We start from the raw sequence: 20,187 nt of genomic DNA, 5'->3' as shown, positions 1-20,187 counted from the left end.
TCCGTATCCCGATGTGCGGATGGTACACGCGGCGCCGCGCGCTTCGGGGCGGCCGGGCAGGATCAGGCAAGAACGCAGCCGGTTCCGGCATTCAGCGGGCGCGTCGGCCGCCGTACGCTTGCGGCTGTCCGTCACCGACCTCGACCAGGAGCACAGCATGACTGCAGCACATTCCACCGGTTCCGCCCCGAAAATCGCCGTCGTCACCGGCGGCAGCCGCGGGCTCGGCCGCAATACGGTGCTTCACCTCGCGCAGCGCGGCGTGCGCGCGATCTTCACGTACCGCTCGAATCGCGCGGAAGCCGATCGCGTCGTCGCACTGACCGCCGACGCCGGGCAACCGGCGCTCGCACTGCCGCTCGACACCGGGGAACCCGCCACGTTCGGCCGCTTCGCCGAACAGCTCCGCGACGCGCTTTCAGGCTGGGGCGCCGACCGTTTCGACTTCCTCGTCAACAATGCGGGCACCTCGCATCACGCGCCGATCGCCGAGACGACCGAAGCCGATCTCGACGCGCTCTATCACGTGCACTTCAAGGGGGTGTTCTTCCTCACGCAGACGCTGCTGCCGCTGATCCGCGATGGCGGCCGCATCGTGAACGTGTCGTCGGGCCTCACGCGCGTCGCGTTGCCCGGCAGTGCGGCCTACGGATCGATGAAAGGCGCGGTCGAGGTGCTGACGCGCTATCTGGCGAAGGAGCTGGGGCCGCGCCGCATCGCGGTGAACGTCGTCGCGCCGGGCGCGGTGGCGACCGACTTCAGCGGCGGGATGGTGCGCGACAATCCGGAGGTCAACCGGCGCGTCGCGGAATGGACCGCGCTCGGCCGCGTGGGCGAACCCGACGACATCGGGGCGATGATCGCGTCGCTGCTGTCGGACGACAACCGGTGGGTCAATGCGCAACGCATCGAGGTGTCGGGCGGGATGGCGCTCTGAGCGTTGACTTTCGCCGATCGGCCCGATACGATCGATGCACTTTCAAGACGCCCTCCCGGTCCGCCGGGAGGGCGTTTCGTTTTGGTTCCCCAACCAGACGGAAACGACTTGAAATGAACCCGATCGACATCTCTCCCGCCGCCCGACCGGCCGGCAACCACGACGGCCTCGGCTACCTGCGGCACGGCACGGGCCCCGAACGCGTGATGGTCCTGCACGACTGGCTCGGCGACGCGACGAACTACGCGGCGGCGCTGCCATATCTCGACGAAACGGCCTTCACGTACGTGTTCGTCGACCTGCGCGGCTACGGCGCATCCCGGCATCTGAGCGGCGCGTACACGATCGACGAGATCTCGGCCGACTGCCTCGCACTCGCGGATCGTCTTGGCTGGCAGCGCTTTCACGTGATCGGCCATTCGATGACCGGCATGGCGACGCAGCGGATCGCGGCCGATGCGCCGTCACGCATCAAGCGCGCGATCGCCGTATGCCCGGTGTCGGCGGCCGGCAACCGCCTGGGCGACGACGCGCGCGCATTCTTCGCGAGCACGACGGTCGACGACGACGCGTTTCGGCGGCTCGTGCGATTCGTGACGGGGGGATTATCGGCGCGCTGGGCCGATCTGAAGCTGCGGCAGAACCGCGAACGCGTGGCGCCGGGTTGCCGGCTCGCGTATCTCGACATGCTGACGGGCACGGATTTCGTCGACGACATCCGCGGGCTCGACACACGCTTCCTGGTGATCGTCGGCGACAAGGATCCGGGGCTCGACGCGGCGGCGATGCAGGCGACGTTTCTCGCCTGGCATCCGAACGCTCGGCTCATGACGATACCGAATTGCGGGCATTACCCGATGCAGGAATGTCCGCCGTACTTCGCGATGATCGTCGAGGATTTCCTGCGGGACGCGGCCGCCTGAGCGTTGCACACGCGCGGCGGCCGGTAAAGGCGGGGTTGGCCGCCGCGGCACGACAGCGCCGCCGGCGACCGACGAACGGCATGCAACGTGCCGTTCATCCGGTTCGTCCGGCCGCGTGGCCGGACGGGTTTCGACCGGGTGCGCGATGTGCCGCGCACCGATCGTGGCCGCTTAACGGCGCGGCTGCCCGGTTCGCGGCGGACGCGGCGAATTCGCGTCCTTGTGCCGGAAGTTGATACGGCCCTTGGTCAGGTCGTACATCGACAGTTCCAGCGTCACGCGGTCACCCGCGAGAATGCGGATGTGGTTCTTGCGCATGCGGCCCGACGCGTACGCGCCCACCACCACGCCGTTTTCCAGCGTGACGCGATATTTGCTGTCCGGCAGCACTTCGTCGACGATCCCGTCGAGTTCCAGCAGTTCTTCTTTTGCCAAACCAATTCCTCCAGACAAGGTGATTGACCGCGGCCGCGGCGATCTGCCCGGCGCCGTATCCCGCAGCGGGACGGCCGCCGGCAGGCTGCCGGGGATCGGTTCGTTCAGACGGGCCTCGGGCCTGTCTTGCGATCGGAGCCCGGCGCGTTGCGGCGTTCGGGCGGTCGGTGGCGGCGGCGGGATGAGCGCCGCGCAAGTCGGGACCGCGCCGGCTACGACATGGCAGCGGTCTGCTCAGGTTGATGCGGTGATGCGCTCGCGAAGCGGCGAGCGCTTTACGAGGACGTTACGTCGCACGCCGTTCAGGCATGCGGGAGGGAGGCGTCACGACCGATGCATCGTGAATGTCGCGATGCATCGGTCGTGCGCATCGGAACGCGCTGGCGCCGCCAAAGCGGCGCCTTGCGCGAAACTCCATCCGGCAGCGGCCACCGACTGGCGGCCGATGCCGATGCGGCTTACTGCGGCGTGATGTTCGACGCTTGCAGACCCTTCGGGCCGCGCTTCACTTCGAAGCTGACCTTCTGGCCTTCGGCCAGGGTCTTGAAGCCCGTGCCGCGAATTTCCGAGAAATGGGCGAACAGATCGTCGCCGCCGTTGTCCGGGGAGATGAAACCAAAGCCCTTGGTTTCGTTGAACCACTTGACGGTACCGGTATCCACAAAAACTTCCTTAATACAAATAATTGAACATGCGCCCACGACGGGCACAGAAAGAATCAAAGAGGGAGAGACCAACGACTGCCGCACGGAGTGCGGCCAATGATGAGCAATCGAACTTCTTGAACACTTCGACCGTAGACACTACGCCGTCGCAACCGTTTCGTCAAGCCATTTCGATGCAGCGCAACATGCGATCCCCGCGTGCGCCTTACGCGGCGGGCGTGACCGGCCGACGGGACATCTATCGATGCATCCCCGTTTTCGGCCGGCCTGCCCGCTTTTTACTGCGGCTCGAACACGTGATGCAATGCCGGCGGCTCGCCGCCGTCGCGAATCCGCATCTCGAACGCCTTGCGCGCGACGCTCGTCGGCCGCACGTCGGCCACGTCCAGGTAGAACTGCGAATACCAGTCGCGCATCTGGTACAGCGGCCCGTCGCCCTCGCACAGCAGCGGGTTGTCGATTCGCGTCTTGCTGTGCCAGATGTCGACGTCCTCGTAGAACGCGCGCTGCGCTTCCTTCACGTACGCGTTCGCGATTTCCATGTTCTGCTCGTCGGTCAGCCCGGCCACCTTCTTCACGATCACGCCGTAGCGCAGCTCGAAGCTGTTCATGTCGATCGGCACGTGGCAGTTCAGCAGCACCGAATGGATCGGCTGCCCGCCGCTCTGCCCCGTCATCTGCGTGATGTGCACGGCCGGCCCGAAATAGGTCGACAGCGCGGTCAGGGCGTCGCCGCCGAGCTTCTCGCTGCGGCCGACCATCAGCTGCGTCGCCTTGTGGTCCTCGAACAGGTTCGCGAAATAGTCGATCGGCGCGTGGTGCACGGTCGCGAAGTGCGCGACATCCGAGATGTTGTCGACCAGTTCGCGGCAGTTGGCCTGGATCACCATCTTGTCGACGACCCAGTCCGACCATTCGTCCGAGAAGCACACGTCGAGGCGCGGAATCGCGACATCGGCCGGCGGCGCGTTGCCTTCCGGGTCGTTCCACACGAACAGGAGGTTGTTTTCCTCGCAGGTCGGCCACGCGCCGATGCGCGCCTTCGGCGGAATCCGCTTGCAGTACGGGATCGACGCGCACTGCCCTTCGCCGCTCCACGCCCAGCCGTGGAACGGGCATACGAGGTTGTCGCCTTCGACCGTGCCGAGGCTCAGGTCGGCGCCCATGTGCGGACAGTACGCATCGACGATGTTGACCTTGCCGGTCGAATCGGCGAACGCGGCGAGCTTGCGGCCGAAGACATTCAGCGTGTGCGGCTTGCCGTCCTTGTAGTCGCGGGCGAGCCCGAGGCAGTGCCAGCCGCGCGCATAGCGCTGCGCGAGCGGCTGGGCTTCGATCTTGTAAGGGCGTGCGGACATGTGGGTTGACTCCTTCTTTGGGAGAGCGCGCGGCGGCCGGCCGCGCGCGGGGGAAATGGGGCGCGCGGTTCAGCGCATCGGGTTGCCGGGTTCGAGCGCGGGCGACGGCTTCAGCGGCACGGGGGCCGCCGGCGACGGCTGCTGCTGTTGCGACACGCGGCGCTCGGCACGCTCGACGCCGAGCCACGCGGCGAGTGCGGGCAGCAGGAACACCGCGCCGAACAGGTTCACGAGGAACATGAACGCGAGCAGCACGCCCATGTCGACCTGGAACTTCAGCGCGGAGAATGCCCACGTGCCGACGCCGATGAACATCGTGACAGCCGTGAACAGCGCCGCCGTGCCGCGCTGGCGCATCGCGTCGGCGAATGCGTCCGGCAGCGTCGCGCCGTGACGGAGGTCGTGCTGCAGGCGCTCGTAGAGATAGATCCCGTAGTCGACGCCCACGCCCACACCGAGCGTGATCACCGGCAGCGTCGCGACCTTCAGCCCGATGCCGAGGCGCGCCATCACCGCGTTGCACAGGATCGACACGAGCGTGAGCGGCACGATGATGCACAGCACCGCGCGCCACGAGCGGAACGTCACCGCGCAGAGCAGCGCGATCGCGCCGAAGATCGACAGCAGCATCGCGATCTCCGCGTCGCCGACGGCCTCGTTGGTCGCGGCCATCACGCCGACGTTGCCACCTGCAAGCCGGAACGCGACGTTCGGCGTCGGGTTCTCGGCCGCGAAGCGCTTGATCTCGTCGACGATGTGCGCGATGGTCGTGCCCTCGTGGTTCTTCGTGTAGATCAGCACCTGGATCGCCTTGCAGTTCGCGGTGTTCATCCCGTTGTCGGGGTCGAACGCGTTGGAACCCTGCGTGAGCCCGTCGCTGGAGCGCGGCAGCGCGGCCCAGCGCGGGTTGCCTTCGTTGAAGGCGGCGATGAACACCTTGCCCTGCGACGACACGCTCGTCACCGACTGCACGCCGGCCACGCCGCGCATGTTCATCTCGAACTTCTCGATCGCGCTCATCACCGGGTAATGCAGGCACGCGTCGTCGAAGCCGGTCGTCTCGACGATCACCGACAGCACGTCGACGCCGATGTTGTACTGGTGCGTGATCGCCGCGTTGTCGATGTTGTAACGCGAGTTCGCACGCAATTCCGGCGCGCCCGTGCCGATGTCGCCGATCTCCAGCTTGCGCGATTCGAGCGTGCCATACGCGAGCAGCGCGAGCGCCACCGCGAACACGCCGAGCGCCGGCGCCGGCCGCGCGAACACCGCGAAGCGCGACCACATCCGGCTGCCGCCGGCCGCCGCCGTGCGCTGCGCGCGCGCCAGCGTGCCGCGTTCGAGGCGCGTGTACGACAGCAGGATCGGCAGGAACACCTTGTTCGTCACGATCATCAGCAGCACGCCGAGGCACGCGGTGATGCCGAGCTCGCGCACGATGTCGATCTTGATCCGCATGATCACCATGAAGCCGAGTGCGTTGGTCAGCAGCGCGACGGTGCCCGGCACGAACAGCTTGCGGAACGCATCGCGCGCGGCGTCGACCGACGACGCGCCGCGCACCAGCGCCTGCTTCCACGCGTTGGTCATCTGCACCGCGTGCGACACGCCGATCGAGAAAATCAGGAACGGCACGAGGATCGACATCGGGTCGATGCCGAGCCCGAGCAACGGCAGCGAACCGAGCAGCCAGACAACCGGCAGCAGCGCGACGACGAGCGCGAGCACGGTGGTCTTCAGCGAGCGCGTATAGGCGAACAGCAGCGCGGCCGTCACGAGGAACGCGAGCGCGAAGAACGCCATCACGCCCGCGATGCCGTTCTCGACGTCGCCGACCAACTTCGCGAAGCCGATGATGCTCACGTCGATGCCCTGCTTCGCGTACTTCGCGCGGATCTCCTCGAGCTGGCGCGCGACCGCGCTGTAGTCGAGCCGCTTGCCGGTGGTCGGATCGGTCTCGCGCAGCTCCGCACGGATCAGCGCCGACTTCAGGTCGTTGCCGACGAGGCGGCCGATTTGCCCCGAGCGCGCGACGTTGCGGCGCACCTTCGCGAGATCGTCCGGGTTCGCGCTCGAGAACTGGCCGGGCACGACCACGTCGCCGCGGAAGCCGGCCTCGGTCACCTCGGTGTAGTGGACGTTCGGCGTGAACAGCGAGAACACGCGCGAGCGGTTCACGCCGGGGATGAAGAAGACGTCGTCGGTCGCATGGCGCAGCGCGTCCATGAACGTCTGGTTGTAGATGTCGCCGTCGCCCTTCCAGCGCAAGCTCACGAGGATCGTGTTCGCGCCGGGAAACGCACCCGCATAACGCTCGAACACCTGCATGTACGGGTGCTGCATCGGGATCATCTTGTTGAAGCCCGGATCGAGCTTCAGGCGCGTGGCCGACAAGCCGAGCGCCAGCGTCACCGCGACGCACAGCAGCATCAGCAGCTTGCGCTGGCGGATGATCGTATTGGCGCAGCGCTCGACGAACGTCGCGAGGCGCGACGCGGGAACGGCTTCAGGGGGGCGTGACAGGTCGTTCATGGATTTCTCGTGTCGGTACTGGCTGGCGATGCGAAACGAACGGAAGCGTGCGGAACCCGGCGGCCGCGTCTGTCGCGGCCGCCGGAGCCGGGCGTCAGGACGGCGACGCGGCGAGCGGCGCAACACCCGCTTCGCCGCCGAGCAGCAGCGCACCGTGGCCCATGTCGAGCACGGCCGCGAGGCTCTGCACGCCGCCGAGCTTGCGCACGTCGAAGGTCAGCCCGCCGTCGCGCGACGCGACGATCGCACCGCCCTGGCCGACCAGCACGAGTTCGCCGTCGGCAAGCTGGGTCGCGCCGAAATACGAGACCGGCACATGGCTGTCGACATGCGTCCAGGTCGTGCCGCGATCGGTGCTGCGCACCACGTTGCCGCGCATCCCGTATGCGACCCAGTCGCCGTTCGCGAGCATCAGCGCGCCAAACAGCGAACCTGCGTACGGCGACACCAGCTTGTCCCAGGTGACGCCGTTGTCGGTCGAGCGCAGCAGCGTGCCGCTTTCGCCCGCGACCAGCAGGTTGCCGTGGCCGTCGCCGACGATCGCGTTCAGGTGGCGGTCGCCGGCCGGCGTCTTCACCGTCTGCCAGCTGACGCCGGCGTCGTTCGAACGCAACAGCTGGCCGAAGCTGCCGGCCGCGAACAGCGGGCCGTCAGCGGTGCCCCATACCGACAGCAGCGGATCGGAATGTTCGTGGTCCATGTGGACCTCGCGCCAGTGCACGCCGCCATCGTCGCTGCGGACGATCCGGCCGTCGTGGCCCACTGCGATCCCGAGCGTCGGCGTGATGAAGCGCACCTGCGTGAGCGTCGACGCCTGGTCATGCGCGATCGACGCCGGCCGCCAGTGGGCGCCTGCGTCGTCGCTCAGCAGGATTACGCCGCGCTCGCCGACCGCGACGATGCGCGTCGTGCCGGCGCGGGCGAGCCCGTTGATCTGCAGCCGGTCCGCGTGGATCTCGGTGACCGGGAACGCCGGCAGCGGGCGCGGCGAAAACGCGAACAGCGCGGCGCCGAGCACCAGTGCCGACATCGCGAGTCCGGGCAAAGTTCGTTTCATCGCTTGTCTCCTGTGTTTGCGTTCGACGGCGGTGCGCGCCGAAGCGCCCGCCACCGCCGGCTGCAAGTCTCCGGGCCGTCGGTCGTTGCCGCGGCCTCGAATGTTCCTGACTGGATGGCCGCGTGTACGGTGCGGCCTGTCCGCGTACCGCTAGGCGCCGACTTCGAACAGCGCCGCGGCACCCATCCCGCCGCCGATGCACATCGTCACGACCGCGTGCCGCACGCCACGCCGCGCGCCTTCGAGCAACGCGTGCATCGTCATCCGCGTACCCGACATCCCGAACGGATGGCCGAGCGCGATCGCGCCGCCGTCGACGTTCAGCCGGTCGTCGGGGATGCCGAGCGTGTCGCGGCAGTACAGTGCCTGGCACGCGAACGCTTCGTTCAGCTCCCACAGCCCGACGTCGCCCACCGTCATCCCGAAGCGCGCCAGCAGCTTCGGAATCGCGAACACCGGGCCGATGCCCATCTCGTCGGGCTCGCAGCCGGCCACCGCGAGGCCGCGGAACGCGCCGAGCGGCGTCAGCCCGCGGCGCGCGGCCTCGCTGCGCGACATCACGACCACGGCCGCCGCGCCGTCCGACAGTTGCGACGCGTTGCCGGCCGTCACGAACTCCCCTTGCTCGACGACCTTGCCGCCGCTCCACGACGGCTTCAGCCCCGCGAGCCGCTCGGCCGTCGTGTCGGCGCGCACGCCTTCGTCGCGTGCGGCGTTCACGTCCTCGTGACCGGCCGGGTTGCCTTCCTTGTCGAACAGCGCGCGCCGCACGTCGAGCGGCGCGATTTCGGCATCGAAGCGGCCGGCCGCCTGGGCGTCGGCCGTGCGCTGGTGGCTCTGCAGCGCGAATTCATCCTGCGCGGCGCGCGAGATCCCGTAGCGGCGCGACACGATCTCGGCGGTTTCCATCATCGCCATGTACGCAGCCGGCTGGTGGTCCAGCACGGCCTGCGAGCGCGCGCGATACGCGTTCTTGTGCTTGTTCTGCGTGAGCGAGATCGACTCGACGCCGCCCGCGACGACGATCCGCGCGTCGCCCGCGCCGATGCTGCGCGCGGCGCTCGCGATCGACATCAGGCCCGACGAGCACATGCGGTCGATCGCCATGCCGGGCACCGATGCCGGCAGCCCCGCCGCCGCCGCCGACAGGCGGCCGATGTTGTAGCCCTGCGTGCCCTGCTGCGCGGCGCAGCCGATCAGCACGTCGTCGACGTCGGCCGGCGCGACGCCCGCGCGTTCGAGCGCGGTGCGCACAACGTGGCCGCCCAGCGCGGGCGCCTCGGTGTCGTTGAAGATGCCGCGAAACGCCTTGCCGATCGGCGTGCGTGCGACGGAAACGATGACTGCGTCTTCCATGTCTCTGACTCTCTAGAAGTAATAGCGGCTGATCGTGTCGGCGACGCAGCCGGGCTTCGCTTCGCCTTCGATCTCGACGGTCACGCGAATCCACGCCTGCACACCGCCTTCGAGCGGCTCGACACGCAGCAGCTCGCCGACGCCGCGTACGCGCGCGCCGACCTTCACCGGCGCCGGGAAGCGGATCTTGTCGCAGCCGTAGTTGACGCCGAGCCGCGCGCCGTCGATACGCACGATCTGCGGCAGGAAGTAATTGACGAGCGACAACGTCAGGTAGCCGTGCGCGATGCACGCGCCGAACGGGCCGTCCTTCGCGCGCACCGGATCGACGTGCACCCACTGGTGATCGCCCGTCGCATCGGCGAAGCCGTCGATGCGGATCTGGTCGATCGCGAGCCACGCGCTCGCGCCGAGCGTGTCGCCGACGGCCGCGACGAGTTCGCCGGGATGCGCGAACACGCGGGGCGTCTGATGCACGAGGTCGAGGGACGTGTCCATCATGCGTGCTGGCTGCTGACCGACAGCACTTCGCCCGTCATGTACGACGCGTAATCGCTTGCAAGGAACACCATCACGTTCGCGACCTCCCAGACTTCGGCGGCGCGCCCGAAGGCTTCGCGCGACGCCAGTTGATTCAGCAGGTCGGCCGGAGCCGACTTCTTCAAAAAATCGTGCATCGCGATGCTCGGTGCGACCGCGTTGATGCGCACGCCGTATGGCGACGCCTCGAGCGCCGCGCAGCGCGTGAGCGCCATCACGCCCGCTTTCGCGGCCGCGTAGTGCGCCTGTTCCGCCTGCGCGCGCCAGCCGAGCACCGATGCGTTGTTGACGATCGCGCCACGGCCTCGGGCCTGCATGTGCGGCAGCATCGCGCGCGTCATCCGGAACGTCCCGGTAAGGCTAATGTCGATCACGCGCGACCATTCGGCATCGTCCATATCGACGATGCGGGTCGAACCGCCGAGCCCGGCGTTGTTGATCAGCACGTCGACGCCGTCGAGCTTGTCCTGTGCCTCCGCGACCAGCGCCTGCACGTCGGCCTCGACCGCGACGTTGCACAGGCGGCCGTAGATCTGTTGCAGCCCCGTTTCCGCCCGCAGCGTCTCGACGGCCTGTTCGAGACGCTTTTCGTGGATATCGGAGATGAACAGCGCGCGGCAGCCTTCCTCCGCGCAGCGGCGCGCGGCCGCGAAGCCGATGCCGGCGCCGGCGGCGGCCGTGATCAACACCGATTTGCCGGCGAGCAGCTGGTGGCCCGGCACGTACGCCGGTGCTTTCTGGATCTGGGGTTCGGTCATGCTGTGCCTCGTGGTTCTCTGGGCATGCCGAGCCCGCGCTCGGCCATGATGTTGAGCTGGATTTCGTTGGTGCCCGCGTAGATCGTGTCCGCACGGGAGAACAGGAATACGCGCTGCAGATGGGTGAGCTTTTCGTCGGCCGGATCGATCACGTTCGCGCGGGGCCCGAGCGCGTCCATCGCGAGCTGGCCGAGGTCGCGGTGCCAGTTCGACCAGAAGTACTTGTAGATCAACGCCTCGCGGCGCAGCGGCGCGCTCGCATCGGCATCGTCGGCGCCGGACAGCATCCGCAGCGCGTTGTAGCGCATCACGCGCAGCCCGGCCCATGCGCGGCCGATCCGCTGGCGCAGCACGGGATCGCGATCCGCGCCCGATTCGCGCGCGGCGTCGATCACCCATTCGAGTTCGCGAACGAACTGCATCTGCTGGCCGAGCGTCGACATCCCGCGCTCGAAGCCGAGCAGCGTCATCGCGATTCGCCAGCCGTCGCCGGGCGCGCCGACGAGGTCGCGCGCTTCCGCGCGGGCGCCGTCGAAGAACACTTCGTTGAATTCCGCGCCGCCGTTGAGCTGCTTGATCGGACGGATCTCGATGCCCGGCTGGTCGAGCGGCATCAGCAGGAACGACAGCCCCTTGTTGCCCTTCGACTCGGGATCGGTACGCGCAAGCACGAAGATCCAGTCGGAATCGTGCGCGAGCGACGTCCACACCTTCTGGCCGTACACACGCCATGTGCCGTCCGCGTCCTGTTCGGCGCGCGTGCGCACGTTCGCGAGGTCGGAACCCGCGCCCGGCTCCGAATAGCCCTGGCACCAGAACTGCGTACCGGCCAGGATGCCGGGCAGGAAGCGCGCGCGCTGGTCGTCGGTGCCGCACGCGACGAGCGTCGGCCCGAGCAGTCCTTCGCCGATATGGCCCATCCGGCCGGGGCCGCCCGCGCGGGCATATTCCTCGTGGAAGATCACCTGTTCGGCTACCGAGAAGCCGCGCCCGCCTGCGGCGGTCGGCCAGCCGAGCCCGATCCAACCGCCCTGCGCCATTTCCCGTTCCCACGCCTTGCGCAGTTCCGGCCACGCTTCCTCGTCGCCGGGGCCGCCGCGGTATTTCAGGCACGCGAATTCGCCGGTCAGGTGCGATTGCACCCAGTCGGCCACTTCGTGCCGCAATTGCTGTTCGCGCGTTTCGCTGTTCATTGGAGTGCTCCTGCGCGCGCGGCCGACGGGCGTGATGCGGCTGTGGCCGATGGCTCGAACGCTTCGTCACGCTGCAATGCGCCGCCGTCGATCGCATGGCATGCAATCCATTCGAGCAGTTGCGGCGTACTGCCGAACTGCGCGCCCGACGCCTGTGCGCGCTTGAAATAGAGATGCGGGTCGTATTCCCACGTGAAGCCGACGCCGCCGTGCAACTGGATTGCTTCCTGAGCGCAGAACGCATACGCGTCGTTCGCGGCGGCCTTGGCGGCCGCGATGTCGGCGCGCAACGCCGCGCCCGGCGTCGCGCCGGCTTGCGCATCCCACGCATGCGCGGCGCCCAGCACGGCCGAGCGCGCCGATTCGATCAGCACCATCATCTGTGCGCAGCGATGCTTGACGGCCTGGAACGATGCGATCGCGCGACCGAACTGCACGCGCTGGCTCGTATAGTCGAGCGTCAGGTCGAGGCACTGCTGCGCGCCGCCGAGCTGTTCGGCAGCCAGCGCGAGCGCCGCGAACCAGCCGGCGCGTTCGAGCACGTGGGCAACGACGGTGCCGTTGGCGAACAGCGCATCGCGGCTCACGCGCGTGTCGTCCAACACAACACGGGCGATCGGCCGCGTCGCGTCGAGCGTGTCGAGCGCCACGACGGTCAAACCCGACGCCGTTGCGACATCGATCGCAAACAGCCCGATCGACTGCCCTTCGTTCGCGATCCGCGCGGGAATCAGCAGCAGGTCCGCGCGTGCGCCGTCGATAACCTGCCCGATCTCGCCAGACAGCGCATAGCCGCCGGCCGCTTCTTCCGCGACGACCGGCAGTTGCCACCCGCCGGCCGGCAGGTCGAACGGCAGCGCCAACGTCGCGCTGCACGCGCCTCCGGCGATCTTCGCAAGCCAGCCGCTGGCCAGCGGCGCGTCGCAGCCGGCCAGCGCGGTCGCCGCGAGGCAAGCGGTCGGGAAATACGGTACGCAAGCGACGCGCCGGCCAAGCTGTTCCATCAATACCGTTTGCTCGACCGCGCCGAGCCCGAGCCCGCCTGCCGATTCCGGCAGCGCGAGCGCGTTCCAGCCGAGCTCGCCCGCGAGCGTGGCCCACAGCCCGTCGTCGCGGCCGGCCGACTGTTCGAGCGCACGGCGTACGTCGGCCGACGCGCTGCGTTCGGCGAGCACGTCGGCCGCCGCGTCGCGAATCATCGCCTGTTCGTCGGTGAGCGCCAGATCCATCGCTCAGCTCCCGTACACGCGCTGCGCGGGCCGCGCATCGGCGAGCAGCTGCGCGACCGCGGGGCCGACCTCGGCCGCCGCCCAGCGCGCGCCGCGATCGACGCTCGGGCCCGTACGCCAGCCTTCGGCGACCGCGATCATCCCGCCCGCGACCTCGAACACCTGGCCCGTCACGTCGGCCGACAACGTGCTGCCGAGCCACACGACGAGCGGCGCGACGTTGGCCGGGTCGAAATAATCGAAGCCGCCGTCTTCGGGCTTCTTCATCATGTCGGCGAACACGCCTTCGGTCATCGACGTGCGCGCGGCCGGTGCAAGCGCGTTCACGCGCACGCCGTAGCGCTGCAGCTCGACCGCCTGCATCAGCGTGAGCGCGGCGATGCCGGCTTTCGCCGCGCCGTAGTTCGACTGGCCGATCGAGCCTTGCAGGCCGGCGCCGGAGCTCGTGTTGACGATGCGTGCGTCGACCGGGTTGCCGGCCTTCGCCGCGTCGCGCCACACGCGCGCCAGCACGCTCGACAGGCAGAAGTGGCCGCGCAGATGCACGCGCATCACGTCGTCCCAGTCCTGCTCAGTCATGCTCGTGAACATCTTGTCGCGGCAGATGCCCGCGTTGTTGACGAGCACGTGCACGTCGCCGAACGCTTCGCGTGCCGCATCGACGATCCGCTGCGCGGTGTCGGTCTGCGTGATGTCGTCCGCATTCGCGAGCGCGCGGCCGCCGCCGCTTCCACTTCTTTCGGCGATCTCGTCGCACACGGCCTGCGCGGCCTCGTGCCGGATGTCGTTGACAACGACCGACGCGCCTTCGGCCGCGAACGCCAGCGCGTATTCGCGCCCGAGCCCGCCGCCCGCGCCGGTGATGATGACGGTGCGTCCGTTACAGATTCCCATGCTTGTGCCTCGTGGATCGTGAAAGTGACGCGCTCACAGGCGCTCGATGATCGTGACGTTCGCGAGGCCGCCGCCTTCGCACATCGTCTGCAGCCCGTAGCGGCCGCCGGTGCGCTCCAGCTCGTGCAGCAGCGTCGTCATCAGCCGCGCGCCAGTCGCGCCGAGCGGATGGCCGAGCGCGATGCCGCCGCCGTTCGGGTTGGTCTTTTCGTGCGGGAAGCGCGTGTCGGCCAGCCACGCCTGAGCGACCGACGCGAACGCCTCGTTCATCTCGACGACGTCGATCTGCGACCAGTCGAGCCCGCTCTTCGCCAACGCGGCCTTGGTCGCCGGGATCGGCGCGGTCAGCATCCACAGCGGATCGTCGCCGAGCACGCTCAGGTGGTGAATGCGCGCACGCGGCGTGAGGCCGTAGCGCTTCAGCGCGTCTTCCGACACGATCAGCAATGCCGCGGCCGCATCGCAGGTCTGGCTCGCGACGGCGGCCGTCAGCGAGCCGCCCGGCGTCAGCGGCTCGAGCGTTGCCATCTTTTCCAGCGACGTGTCGGGGCGCGGCGTCTCGTCGTGCATCACGCCTTCGAACGGCACGATTTCCCGCTTGAAATGCCCGGCCTCGATCGCTGCGACCGCACGGCGGTGGCTTTCCAGCGCATAACGCTCCATCGCGTCGCGCGACAGGTTCCAGTGATCGGCGATCCGCTGCGCGGCGACGAACTGCGACACCGGCGCATCGCCGAAGCGCGCGCGCCAGCCGGTGCTGCCCGAGAACGGATCGGTGAAGCCGAGCGGCGCCGCGCAGGTCATCGCCGACGAGATCGGGATCTGCGTCATCGTTTGCACGCCACCGGCGACGACGACGTCCTGCACGCCGCTCATCACGGCCTGCGCGGCGAAGTGCACGGCCTGCTGCGACGATCCGCACTGGCGGTCGACCGTCACGCCAGGCACCTGCAACGGCAGGCCGGCTGCGAGCCAGCAGGTGCGCGCGATGTTGCCCGCGAGCGGGCCGATCGTGTCGACGCAGCCGAACACCACGTCGTCGTATTCGTCGGCGGGAATCGCGTTGCGTTCGACGAGCGTCTTCAGCACGAACCCGCCGAGGTCCGCCGCATGCACGTGCGCGAGCCCGCCCTTGCGGCGGCCGGTCGGCGTGCGCAGCGCGTCGACGATATAGGCTTGTTTCATCAGTTGGATTCCTCGAGGTCGAAGGTCTGCGCGGGGCCGATCGGCAACGCGTCGCCGAGGATCGCGTCGGCCACGCGGGCCTTGTGAAACGCGCTGTCGCCCCAGCTTCCGGAGAGCGCCCAGATGCGCTTCATGAAGATCTGCAGGTCGAGTTCCCACGTGTAGCCGATCGCGCCGTGCACCTGCATCGAGTGGCGCGCGGCCAGTTGCGCGGCCGACGTCGCGGCGAGCTTCGCGTGCGACACGAACACCGCGCGCTGCGGGTGATCGTCGGCAATCGCCTGCGCGGCGCGCGCGACCACCGGCCGCGCGAACTCGTAGCGGATCGCGACATCGGCGAGCAGGTGCTTGAGCGCCTGGTACGAACCGATCGCCTTGCCGAACTGCTTGCGCTGCGCGCTGTAGTCGATCGCAACGTCGAGCACGCGCTGCGTGAGGCCGAGCATCTGCGCGGCAACCGCGAACGCGCCGTGGTCGAGCGCGCGGTTCAGCAGCGGCGCGGCTTCGTCGGCGCTCGCGATGCGGGTGGCCGCCGACGGCTCCCAGTCGAGCGTGAACAGGCGCCGCGACGGATCGACGCTGTCGACCGCGCGCCACGCGCACTGCGCGGGATCGACGCGGTGCAGCTCGCCGCGGTGTTCGCACAGCAGCGTGTTCGCAACGTGCACGTCGGCCGCGTACGGGTTCACCGGATGCACGAGCGCGACGCGCGCGCGCCCTTCGGCGATGTCGCGCAGCAGCGCGTCTCGCCAGTCGCTTGCGGGCAGCCGCGCCAGCACGCCGGCCGATACGAGCGCCGTGTCGAGCAGCGGCTCGGGGCTGCCGAAATAGCCGTAGGTCTGCGCGAGCAGCGCCCATTCGGCTTCGGTCAGGCCAAGGCCGCCGTGCGCTTCGGGCACCGACACGGCGGTCAGCCCCTGCGACGCGAAGAGCGCCCACAGGTCATCCGAGCGCCCGGTCGGCGTCGCCCAGAGCTCGCGGATCAGCTCGGGCGTCATCTCGGTCATCAGCAGGCGCTTCACGCTGTCCGCGAGCGCTTCCTGGTCTTCATCGAATACGAAATCCATACGATGTCCGTTCTGTGAGGGTGGCGCCGGCGCCGTTACGCGCGCGGCATGCCGAGCATCCGTTCGGCGACGATGTTGCGCTGGATCTCGTTGGTGCCCGCGTAGATCGTGCCGGCCTGTGCGAACAGGAAGCCGTCGAGCCAGTGGCCGAGCGTCGCCTGTTGCGCGGCCGTCTGCGGGACGACTTCACCATGCGCGCCGAGAATGTCGAGCGCGGTCTGGTGCATGCGCAGGTCGAGCTCCGACCAGAACACCTTGTTGGTGCTCGACTCCGCGCCGATGTGGCCGCCCTTCAGCAGCCGGCTCGCGGTCGCGTAGGTCGACAGCGCATAGGCCTGCGCATCCATCCATGCGGACACCACGCGTTCGCGCAGTGTCGGGTCGCGGTCCGCGCTGTCGCGGTGTGCGAGATACAGGTCGCGCAGCGCCTGCGCGGTGCGCTGGAAGCGCGCGGGCGAACGCAGCATCAGCCCGCGCTCGAACCCGGCCGTCGCCATCGCGACCTGCCAGCCCGCGCCTTCGGCCGCCAGCCGGTTCTCGACCGGCACACGCACGTCGTCGAAGAAAATTTCCGCGAAACCGGTCTGCCCGTTGAGCTGCCGGATCGGCCGCACCGTGATGCCAGGCGCGGACAGCGGCACCATCAGGAACGTCAGCCCGTGGTGGCGCGACGATTCGGGGTCGCTGCGGAACAGCCCGAACAGCCAGTCGGCCCACACCGCGCGCGTCGACCAGATCTTCTGGCCGTTCAGCACGTATTCGTCGCCGATGCGGGCGGCCGTCGTGCGGATCGCGGCCATGTCGGAACCGGCATTCGGCTCCGACCAGCCCTGCGCCCACACGTGCTCGCCGGCCGCCATCGCGGGCAGGAAGCGCGCCTTCTGCGCGTCGGTGCCGAAATCCATCAGCGTCGGGCCGAGCAGGAAGATGCCGTTCTGGTTCACGCGCATCGGCGCGTCGGCACGCCAGTACTCTTCCTCGAAGATCAGCCACTCGATCAGGTCGCAGCCGCGCCCGCCCAGCTCGCGCGGCCATGTGACCATGCTCCAGCGGCCCGAGTGCAGCGTGCGCTCCCATTCGCGGTGCGCGGCGAAGCCTTCCTCGGTGTCGAAGCTCGGCAGCCGCTCGCGCGGCACGTGCTCGGCGAGCCATTCGCGGATTTCCGCGCGGAACGCCTGCTGTTGCGGCGTATAGGTCAGCTTCATGCGCGTGCCTCCTCGGCGGTTGCCTGCGCGTCGAAGCGCGCGTCGCGCTTCTCGACGAACGCGGCGCGCGCTTCCGTCGAGTCGTTCGTCATGTACGCCTGCAGCGTGAAGCCCTGCTCCCAGCGGTACTTGTCCTCGAGATCGCCGTCCTCGACGCCGTTCAGCGCCTCCTTCGCGAGCCGCACCATCGCCGGGCTCTTCTCCGCGATCTTGCGGGCGAGCGCGAGCGCCGCGTCGCGCAGCGTGTCGCGCGTGACGACCTGCTCGACCGCGCCAAGCCGGTACGCTTCGGCCGCGTCGATCATCTCGCCCGTGAAATACATCATGCGGACCTTCTGCACGCCGAACAGCCGCTGCAGGTGCGCGCCGCCGCCCATCGCGCCGCGGTCGATCTCGGGCACGCCGAAGCGCGCGCAATCGGCCGCGACCACGATGTCCGCCGCGCCGCAGATGCCGATCCCGCCGCCGAGCACGAAGCCATGCACGGCCGCGATCACCGGCTTCGGGTTGCGGTGCACTGCGCGGAACGTCTCGTAGTTGCCCGCGTTGACCGCCACGATCCGCTCCGGATGCGCGGCCAGCTCCTTGATGTCGACGCCCGCGCAGAAGCCGCGGCCTTCGCCGCGCACGACGATCACGCGCACGTCGTCGTCCTCGCCGAGTGTGTCGAGCGCGCGCGAGAGCGCGTGCCAGCCCTGCGCGTCGAGCGCGTTCACGGGCGGATGGGCGATCACCAGTTCGGCGATGCCGTCTGCGCGATCGATCCGGAACGGCATCGCGCCGGCCGGTTGATTGGATGCTGTCATCTCCATTGCCTCCCTGTGATGTTGTTCATGCGGCCTGCGCCGCTGCCGCGCCGCGCAACGCGGCCAGTGCGTCGAGCCGCTCGCCGGCTTCCGCGACGATTCGTGCGATCAGCGCGTCGCACGATTCGATCGCGCCGATCATCGCGGCGGCCTGGCCGCTCGGCAGCACGCCTTCGTCGGGACGGCCCTCGACGATCGCGCGCTGGATCAGGAACGGTGCGTTCGCCGCCATCAGCGTCTGGCTCGCGGTGTAGTCGTGCGAGCGCAGTGCCTTGATCGCGAGGCCGAGCATGTCGCCCGTGCTCAGGCCGTTCTGGCGGCGCCACGCTTCGGCCGTCTTCAGTGCGAACCACGTGCGGCGCAGCGGGCCGAAGCGTTCGAGCTTCAGCAGATACGGGTTGTCGATCATCCGTTGCGGCAGCCCGTCGAGTGCGTCGGATACGCGGATGCGCGCCGGATCGCCGACCGCGACGTAGCGCTCGAGCGTCTCGCGCGGCACCGGCGATTCGGCGCTCATCAGGAAGCGGGTGCCCATCGCGATACCGGACGCGCCGTACGCGAGCGCGGCGGCCAGCCCGCGCCCGTCGAAGAACCCGCCGGCCGCGACCACCGGCACGCGCACCGCGTCGAGCACCTTCGGCAACAGCAGCGTGGTCGGCACCGAGCCCGTGTGGCCGCCGCCTTCCGCGCCCTGCACCGTCACGATGTCCGCGCCGAGTTCGACGGCCTTCGCCGCATGCTTCGGCGCGCCAACCGTCGGCATGCAGACGACACCGGCGTCCTTGAAGCGGCGGATCGTCTTCGCATCGGGCCCGCGGCCGTAGCTGACCGCGCGCAACCGGTGCTTGATCGCGAGATCGACCACCTGCGCGGCGTTCTTCTGGAACATGTGGAAATTGATACCGAACGGCTGGTCGGTCAGCGACTTCACCTTCAGGATCTCGGCCTCGACCTGCTCAGGCTCGAGCGTCGCGCCGGCCAGGAATCCGAAGCCGCCGGCGTTCGCGGTCGCCGCGACGAGCCGCGCGTCGGCCACCCAGCCCATCGCGGTCTGCACGATCGGATAGCGGCAACCGAGCAGGTCGCACAGCGGCGTATGCAGCGGGCTTTGCAGCGTCGTGCTCATGCGGCGGCTCCGTTGACGGCGACCGGGGCCGGCGCGTCGCCGCGATCCGCGCCGTTCGGCTGGCGCTGCGAGCTGGCCATGCTGCGCGCGTCATAACCGCCCAGACGATCGCCGCTGACGAGTTCGTTGTGCGCATGCGCGAAGTGATGCCATGCGAACGCCGCATCCATCGCCGCACGCTTGCCCTGCAGTTCCTCGACGTGGTTCAGCGCCTGCTTGGTCAGCGTGAGCCCGAGGCGCGGCATCGTCGCGATCTTCGCGGCGATCGCGTAGGTTGCGTCGTGCAGCCGCTCGCGCGGCACCACGCGGTTGACCATCCCCATCTGGTACGCGCGTTCGGCGGGCATCCGTTCGCCGAGGAACAGGAATTCCTTCGCGATGCGCGGATTCAGCTCGTACGCATGCGCGAAATATTCGACGCCCGGAATCCCCATCCGCACGACCGGATCGGCGAAGAACGCATCCTCCGACGCGACGATCAGGTCGCATACCCATGCGAGCATCAGCCCGCCCGCGATGCATGCGCCCTGCACCATCGCGATCGTCGGCTTCGGCAGGTCACGCCAGCGCCGGCACATCCCGAGGTACACCTCCTGCTCGCGCGCATACAGGAATTCGCCGCCTTCCTTGTCGACGTGGTCGTACCACAGCGATGCGCGATCGAACGACTCGTGGATGTCGCGGCCCGGCGTGCCGATGTCATGGCCGGCCGAGAAATGCTTGCCGGCGCCCGCGAGCACGATCGCCTTCACCGCGTCGTCGTGCGCCGCGCGCCGGAACGCCGCGTCGAGCGCATACGTCATCTTCGAGTTCTGCGCGTTGTGATACTCGGGGCGGTTCATCGTGATCGTCGCGATGCCGCCGTCGACCGAGTAGTCGACGACACCGTCGCCGAACGTCATCTGGGTCGCTTCCATGTCG

At 68.8% G+C, this 20,187-nt stretch carries 19 protein-coding genes; 2 read left to right on the top strand and 17 right to left on the bottom strand.

Going from position 1 to position 20,187, the window contains the following annotated elements:
- The first annotated feature begins 157 nt into the window (after positions 1-157).
- Both KEC55_RS18945 and KEC55_RS18940 read left to right on the top strand, forming a co-directional pair.
- Positions 158-937: an SDR family NAD(P)-dependent oxidoreductase gene (locus KEC55_RS18945; RefSeq protein WP_282509576.1), complete on the top strand. Its 780-nt coding sequence runs from the start codon at positions 158-160 to the stop codon at positions 935-937.
- A gap of 113 nt (positions 938-1,050) precedes the next feature.
- Positions 1,051-1,860, top strand: coding sequence for an alpha/beta fold hydrolase (locus KEC55_RS18940; RefSeq protein ID WP_282509575.1), 810 nt, complete (start codon positions 1,051-1,053; stop codon positions 1,858-1,860).
- 171 nt (positions 1,861-2,031) lie between these two features.
- On the opposite strand, the gene infA is transcribed toward KEC55_RS18940, so the two are convergent.
- The 17 genes from infA to KEC55_RS18855 all read right to left on the bottom strand — a co-directional run bounded on the left by infA (position 2,032) and on the right by KEC55_RS18855 (position 20,183).
- The gene (infA, locus tag KEC55_RS18935; RefSeq protein ID WP_048251091.1) at positions 2,032-2,295 is read right to left on the bottom strand and encodes a translation initiation factor IF-1; all 264 of its coding nucleotides are present in this window, start codon (positions 2,293-2,295) and stop codon (positions 2,032-2,034) included.
- Between the two features lie 458 nt (positions 2,296-2,753).
- Positions 2,754-2,957 carry a cold-shock protein gene (locus KEC55_RS18930; protein ID WP_006483056.1) on the bottom strand — a complete coding sequence of 68 codons (204 nt, stop codon included), beginning with the start codon at positions 2,955-2,957 and terminating at the stop codon, positions 2,754-2,756.
- Between the two features lie 281 nt (positions 2,958-3,238).
- The gene (locus KEC55_RS18925; RefSeq protein WP_282509572.1) at positions 3,239-4,318 is read right to left on the bottom strand and encodes a Rieske 2Fe-2S domain-containing protein; all 1,080 of its coding nucleotides are present in this window, start codon (positions 4,316-4,318) and stop codon (positions 3,239-3,241) included.
- 69 nt (positions 4,319-4,387) lie between these two features.
- A complete protein-coding gene (locus KEC55_RS18920) occupies positions 4,388-6,850 on the bottom strand; it encodes an efflux RND transporter permease subunit (protein ID WP_282509570.1) in 2,463 nt (820 codons plus the stop codon).
- Positions 6,851-6,944: 94 nt separating this feature from the next.
- Positions 6,945-7,907 (bottom strand): WD40/YVTN/BNR-like repeat-containing protein, encoded by a 963-nt coding sequence (locus KEC55_RS18915; RefSeq protein ID WP_282509568.1) that lies wholly within the window; start codon positions 7,905-7,907, stop codon positions 6,945-6,947.
- 150 nt (positions 7,908-8,057) lie between these two features.
- Complete coding sequence (locus KEC55_RS18910) at positions 8,058-9,263, bottom strand: acetyl-CoA C-acyltransferase (protein ID WP_282509566.1); 1,206 nt, start codon at positions 9,261-9,263, stop codon at positions 8,058-8,060.
- A 12-nt stretch (positions 9,264-9,275) separates the two neighbouring features.
- A complete protein-coding gene (locus tag KEC55_RS18905; RefSeq protein ID WP_282511503.1) occupies positions 9,276-9,761 on the bottom strand; it encodes a MaoC family dehydratase in 486 nt (161 codons plus the stop codon).
- On the bottom strand, positions 9,761-10,561 hold the full coding sequence (locus tag KEC55_RS18900) for an SDR family oxidoreductase (protein WP_175000086.1): 801 nt from the start codon (positions 10,559-10,561) through the stop codon (positions 9,761-9,763). The genes KEC55_RS18905 and KEC55_RS18900 overlap by 1 nt, the downstream gene beginning before the upstream one ends.
- The gene (locus KEC55_RS18895; RefSeq protein ID WP_282509559.1) at positions 10,558-11,754 is read right to left on the bottom strand and encodes an acyl-CoA dehydrogenase family protein; all 1,197 of its coding nucleotides are present in this window, start codon (positions 11,752-11,754) and stop codon (positions 10,558-10,560) included. The genes KEC55_RS18900 and KEC55_RS18895 overlap by 4 nt, the downstream gene beginning before the upstream one ends.
- Positions 11,751-12,983, bottom strand: a complete 1,233-nt coding sequence (locus KEC55_RS18890; RefSeq protein ID WP_282509557.1) for an acyl-CoA dehydrogenase family protein — start codon at positions 12,981-12,983, stop codon at positions 11,751-11,753. Before KEC55_RS18890 ends, KEC55_RS18895 begins: the two co-directional genes overlap by 4 nt.
- A gap of 3 nt (positions 12,984-12,986) precedes the next feature.
- On the bottom strand, positions 12,987-13,877 hold the full coding sequence (locus KEC55_RS18885) for an SDR family oxidoreductase (protein WP_282509555.1): 891 nt from the start codon (positions 13,875-13,877) through the stop codon (positions 12,987-12,989).
- Between the two features lie 33 nt (positions 13,878-13,910).
- Positions 13,911-15,062: an acetyl-CoA C-acetyltransferase gene (locus tag KEC55_RS18880; RefSeq protein ID WP_282509553.1), complete on the bottom strand. Its 1,152-nt coding sequence runs from the start codon at positions 15,060-15,062 to the stop codon at positions 13,911-13,913.
- Positions 15,062-16,129: an acyl-CoA dehydrogenase family protein gene (locus tag KEC55_RS18875; RefSeq protein ID WP_282509551.1), complete on the bottom strand. Its 1,068-nt coding sequence runs from the start codon at positions 16,127-16,129 to the stop codon at positions 15,062-15,064. Before KEC55_RS18875 ends, KEC55_RS18880 begins: the two co-directional genes overlap by 1 nt.
- Before the next feature lie 35 nt (positions 16,130-16,164).
- The gene (locus tag KEC55_RS18870; RefSeq protein WP_282509549.1) at positions 16,165-17,334 is read right to left on the bottom strand and encodes an acyl-CoA dehydrogenase family protein; all 1,170 of its coding nucleotides are present in this window, start codon (positions 17,332-17,334) and stop codon (positions 16,165-16,167) included.
- Positions 17,331-18,146: an enoyl-CoA hydratase family protein gene (locus KEC55_RS18865; protein ID WP_282509547.1), complete on the bottom strand. Its 816-nt coding sequence runs from the start codon at positions 18,144-18,146 to the stop codon at positions 17,331-17,333. Before KEC55_RS18865 ends, KEC55_RS18870 begins: the two co-directional genes overlap by 4 nt.
- Before the next feature lie 19 nt (positions 18,147-18,165).
- Positions 18,166-19,266, bottom strand: coding sequence for an NAD(P)H-dependent flavin oxidoreductase (locus tag KEC55_RS18860; RefSeq protein WP_282509545.1), 1,101 nt, complete (start codon positions 19,264-19,266; stop codon positions 18,166-18,168).
- Positions 19,263-20,183, bottom strand: coding sequence for an enoyl-CoA hydratase (locus tag KEC55_RS18855; RefSeq protein ID WP_282509543.1), 921 nt, complete (start codon positions 20,181-20,183; stop codon positions 19,263-19,265). Before KEC55_RS18855 ends, KEC55_RS18860 begins: the two co-directional genes overlap by 4 nt.
- Between the last annotated feature and the right edge of the window lie 4 nt (positions 20,184-20,187).

The sequence above is a fragment of the Burkholderia cepacia genome, from assembly GCF_029962485.1.
In the GTDB taxonomy this organism is placed as follows: domain Bacteria; phylum Pseudomonadota; class Gammaproteobacteria; order Burkholderiales; family Burkholderiaceae; genus Burkholderia.
Note: the sequence above shows the minus strand (reverse complement) of the source record. Positions and strands in the feature narration are given on the sequence as shown.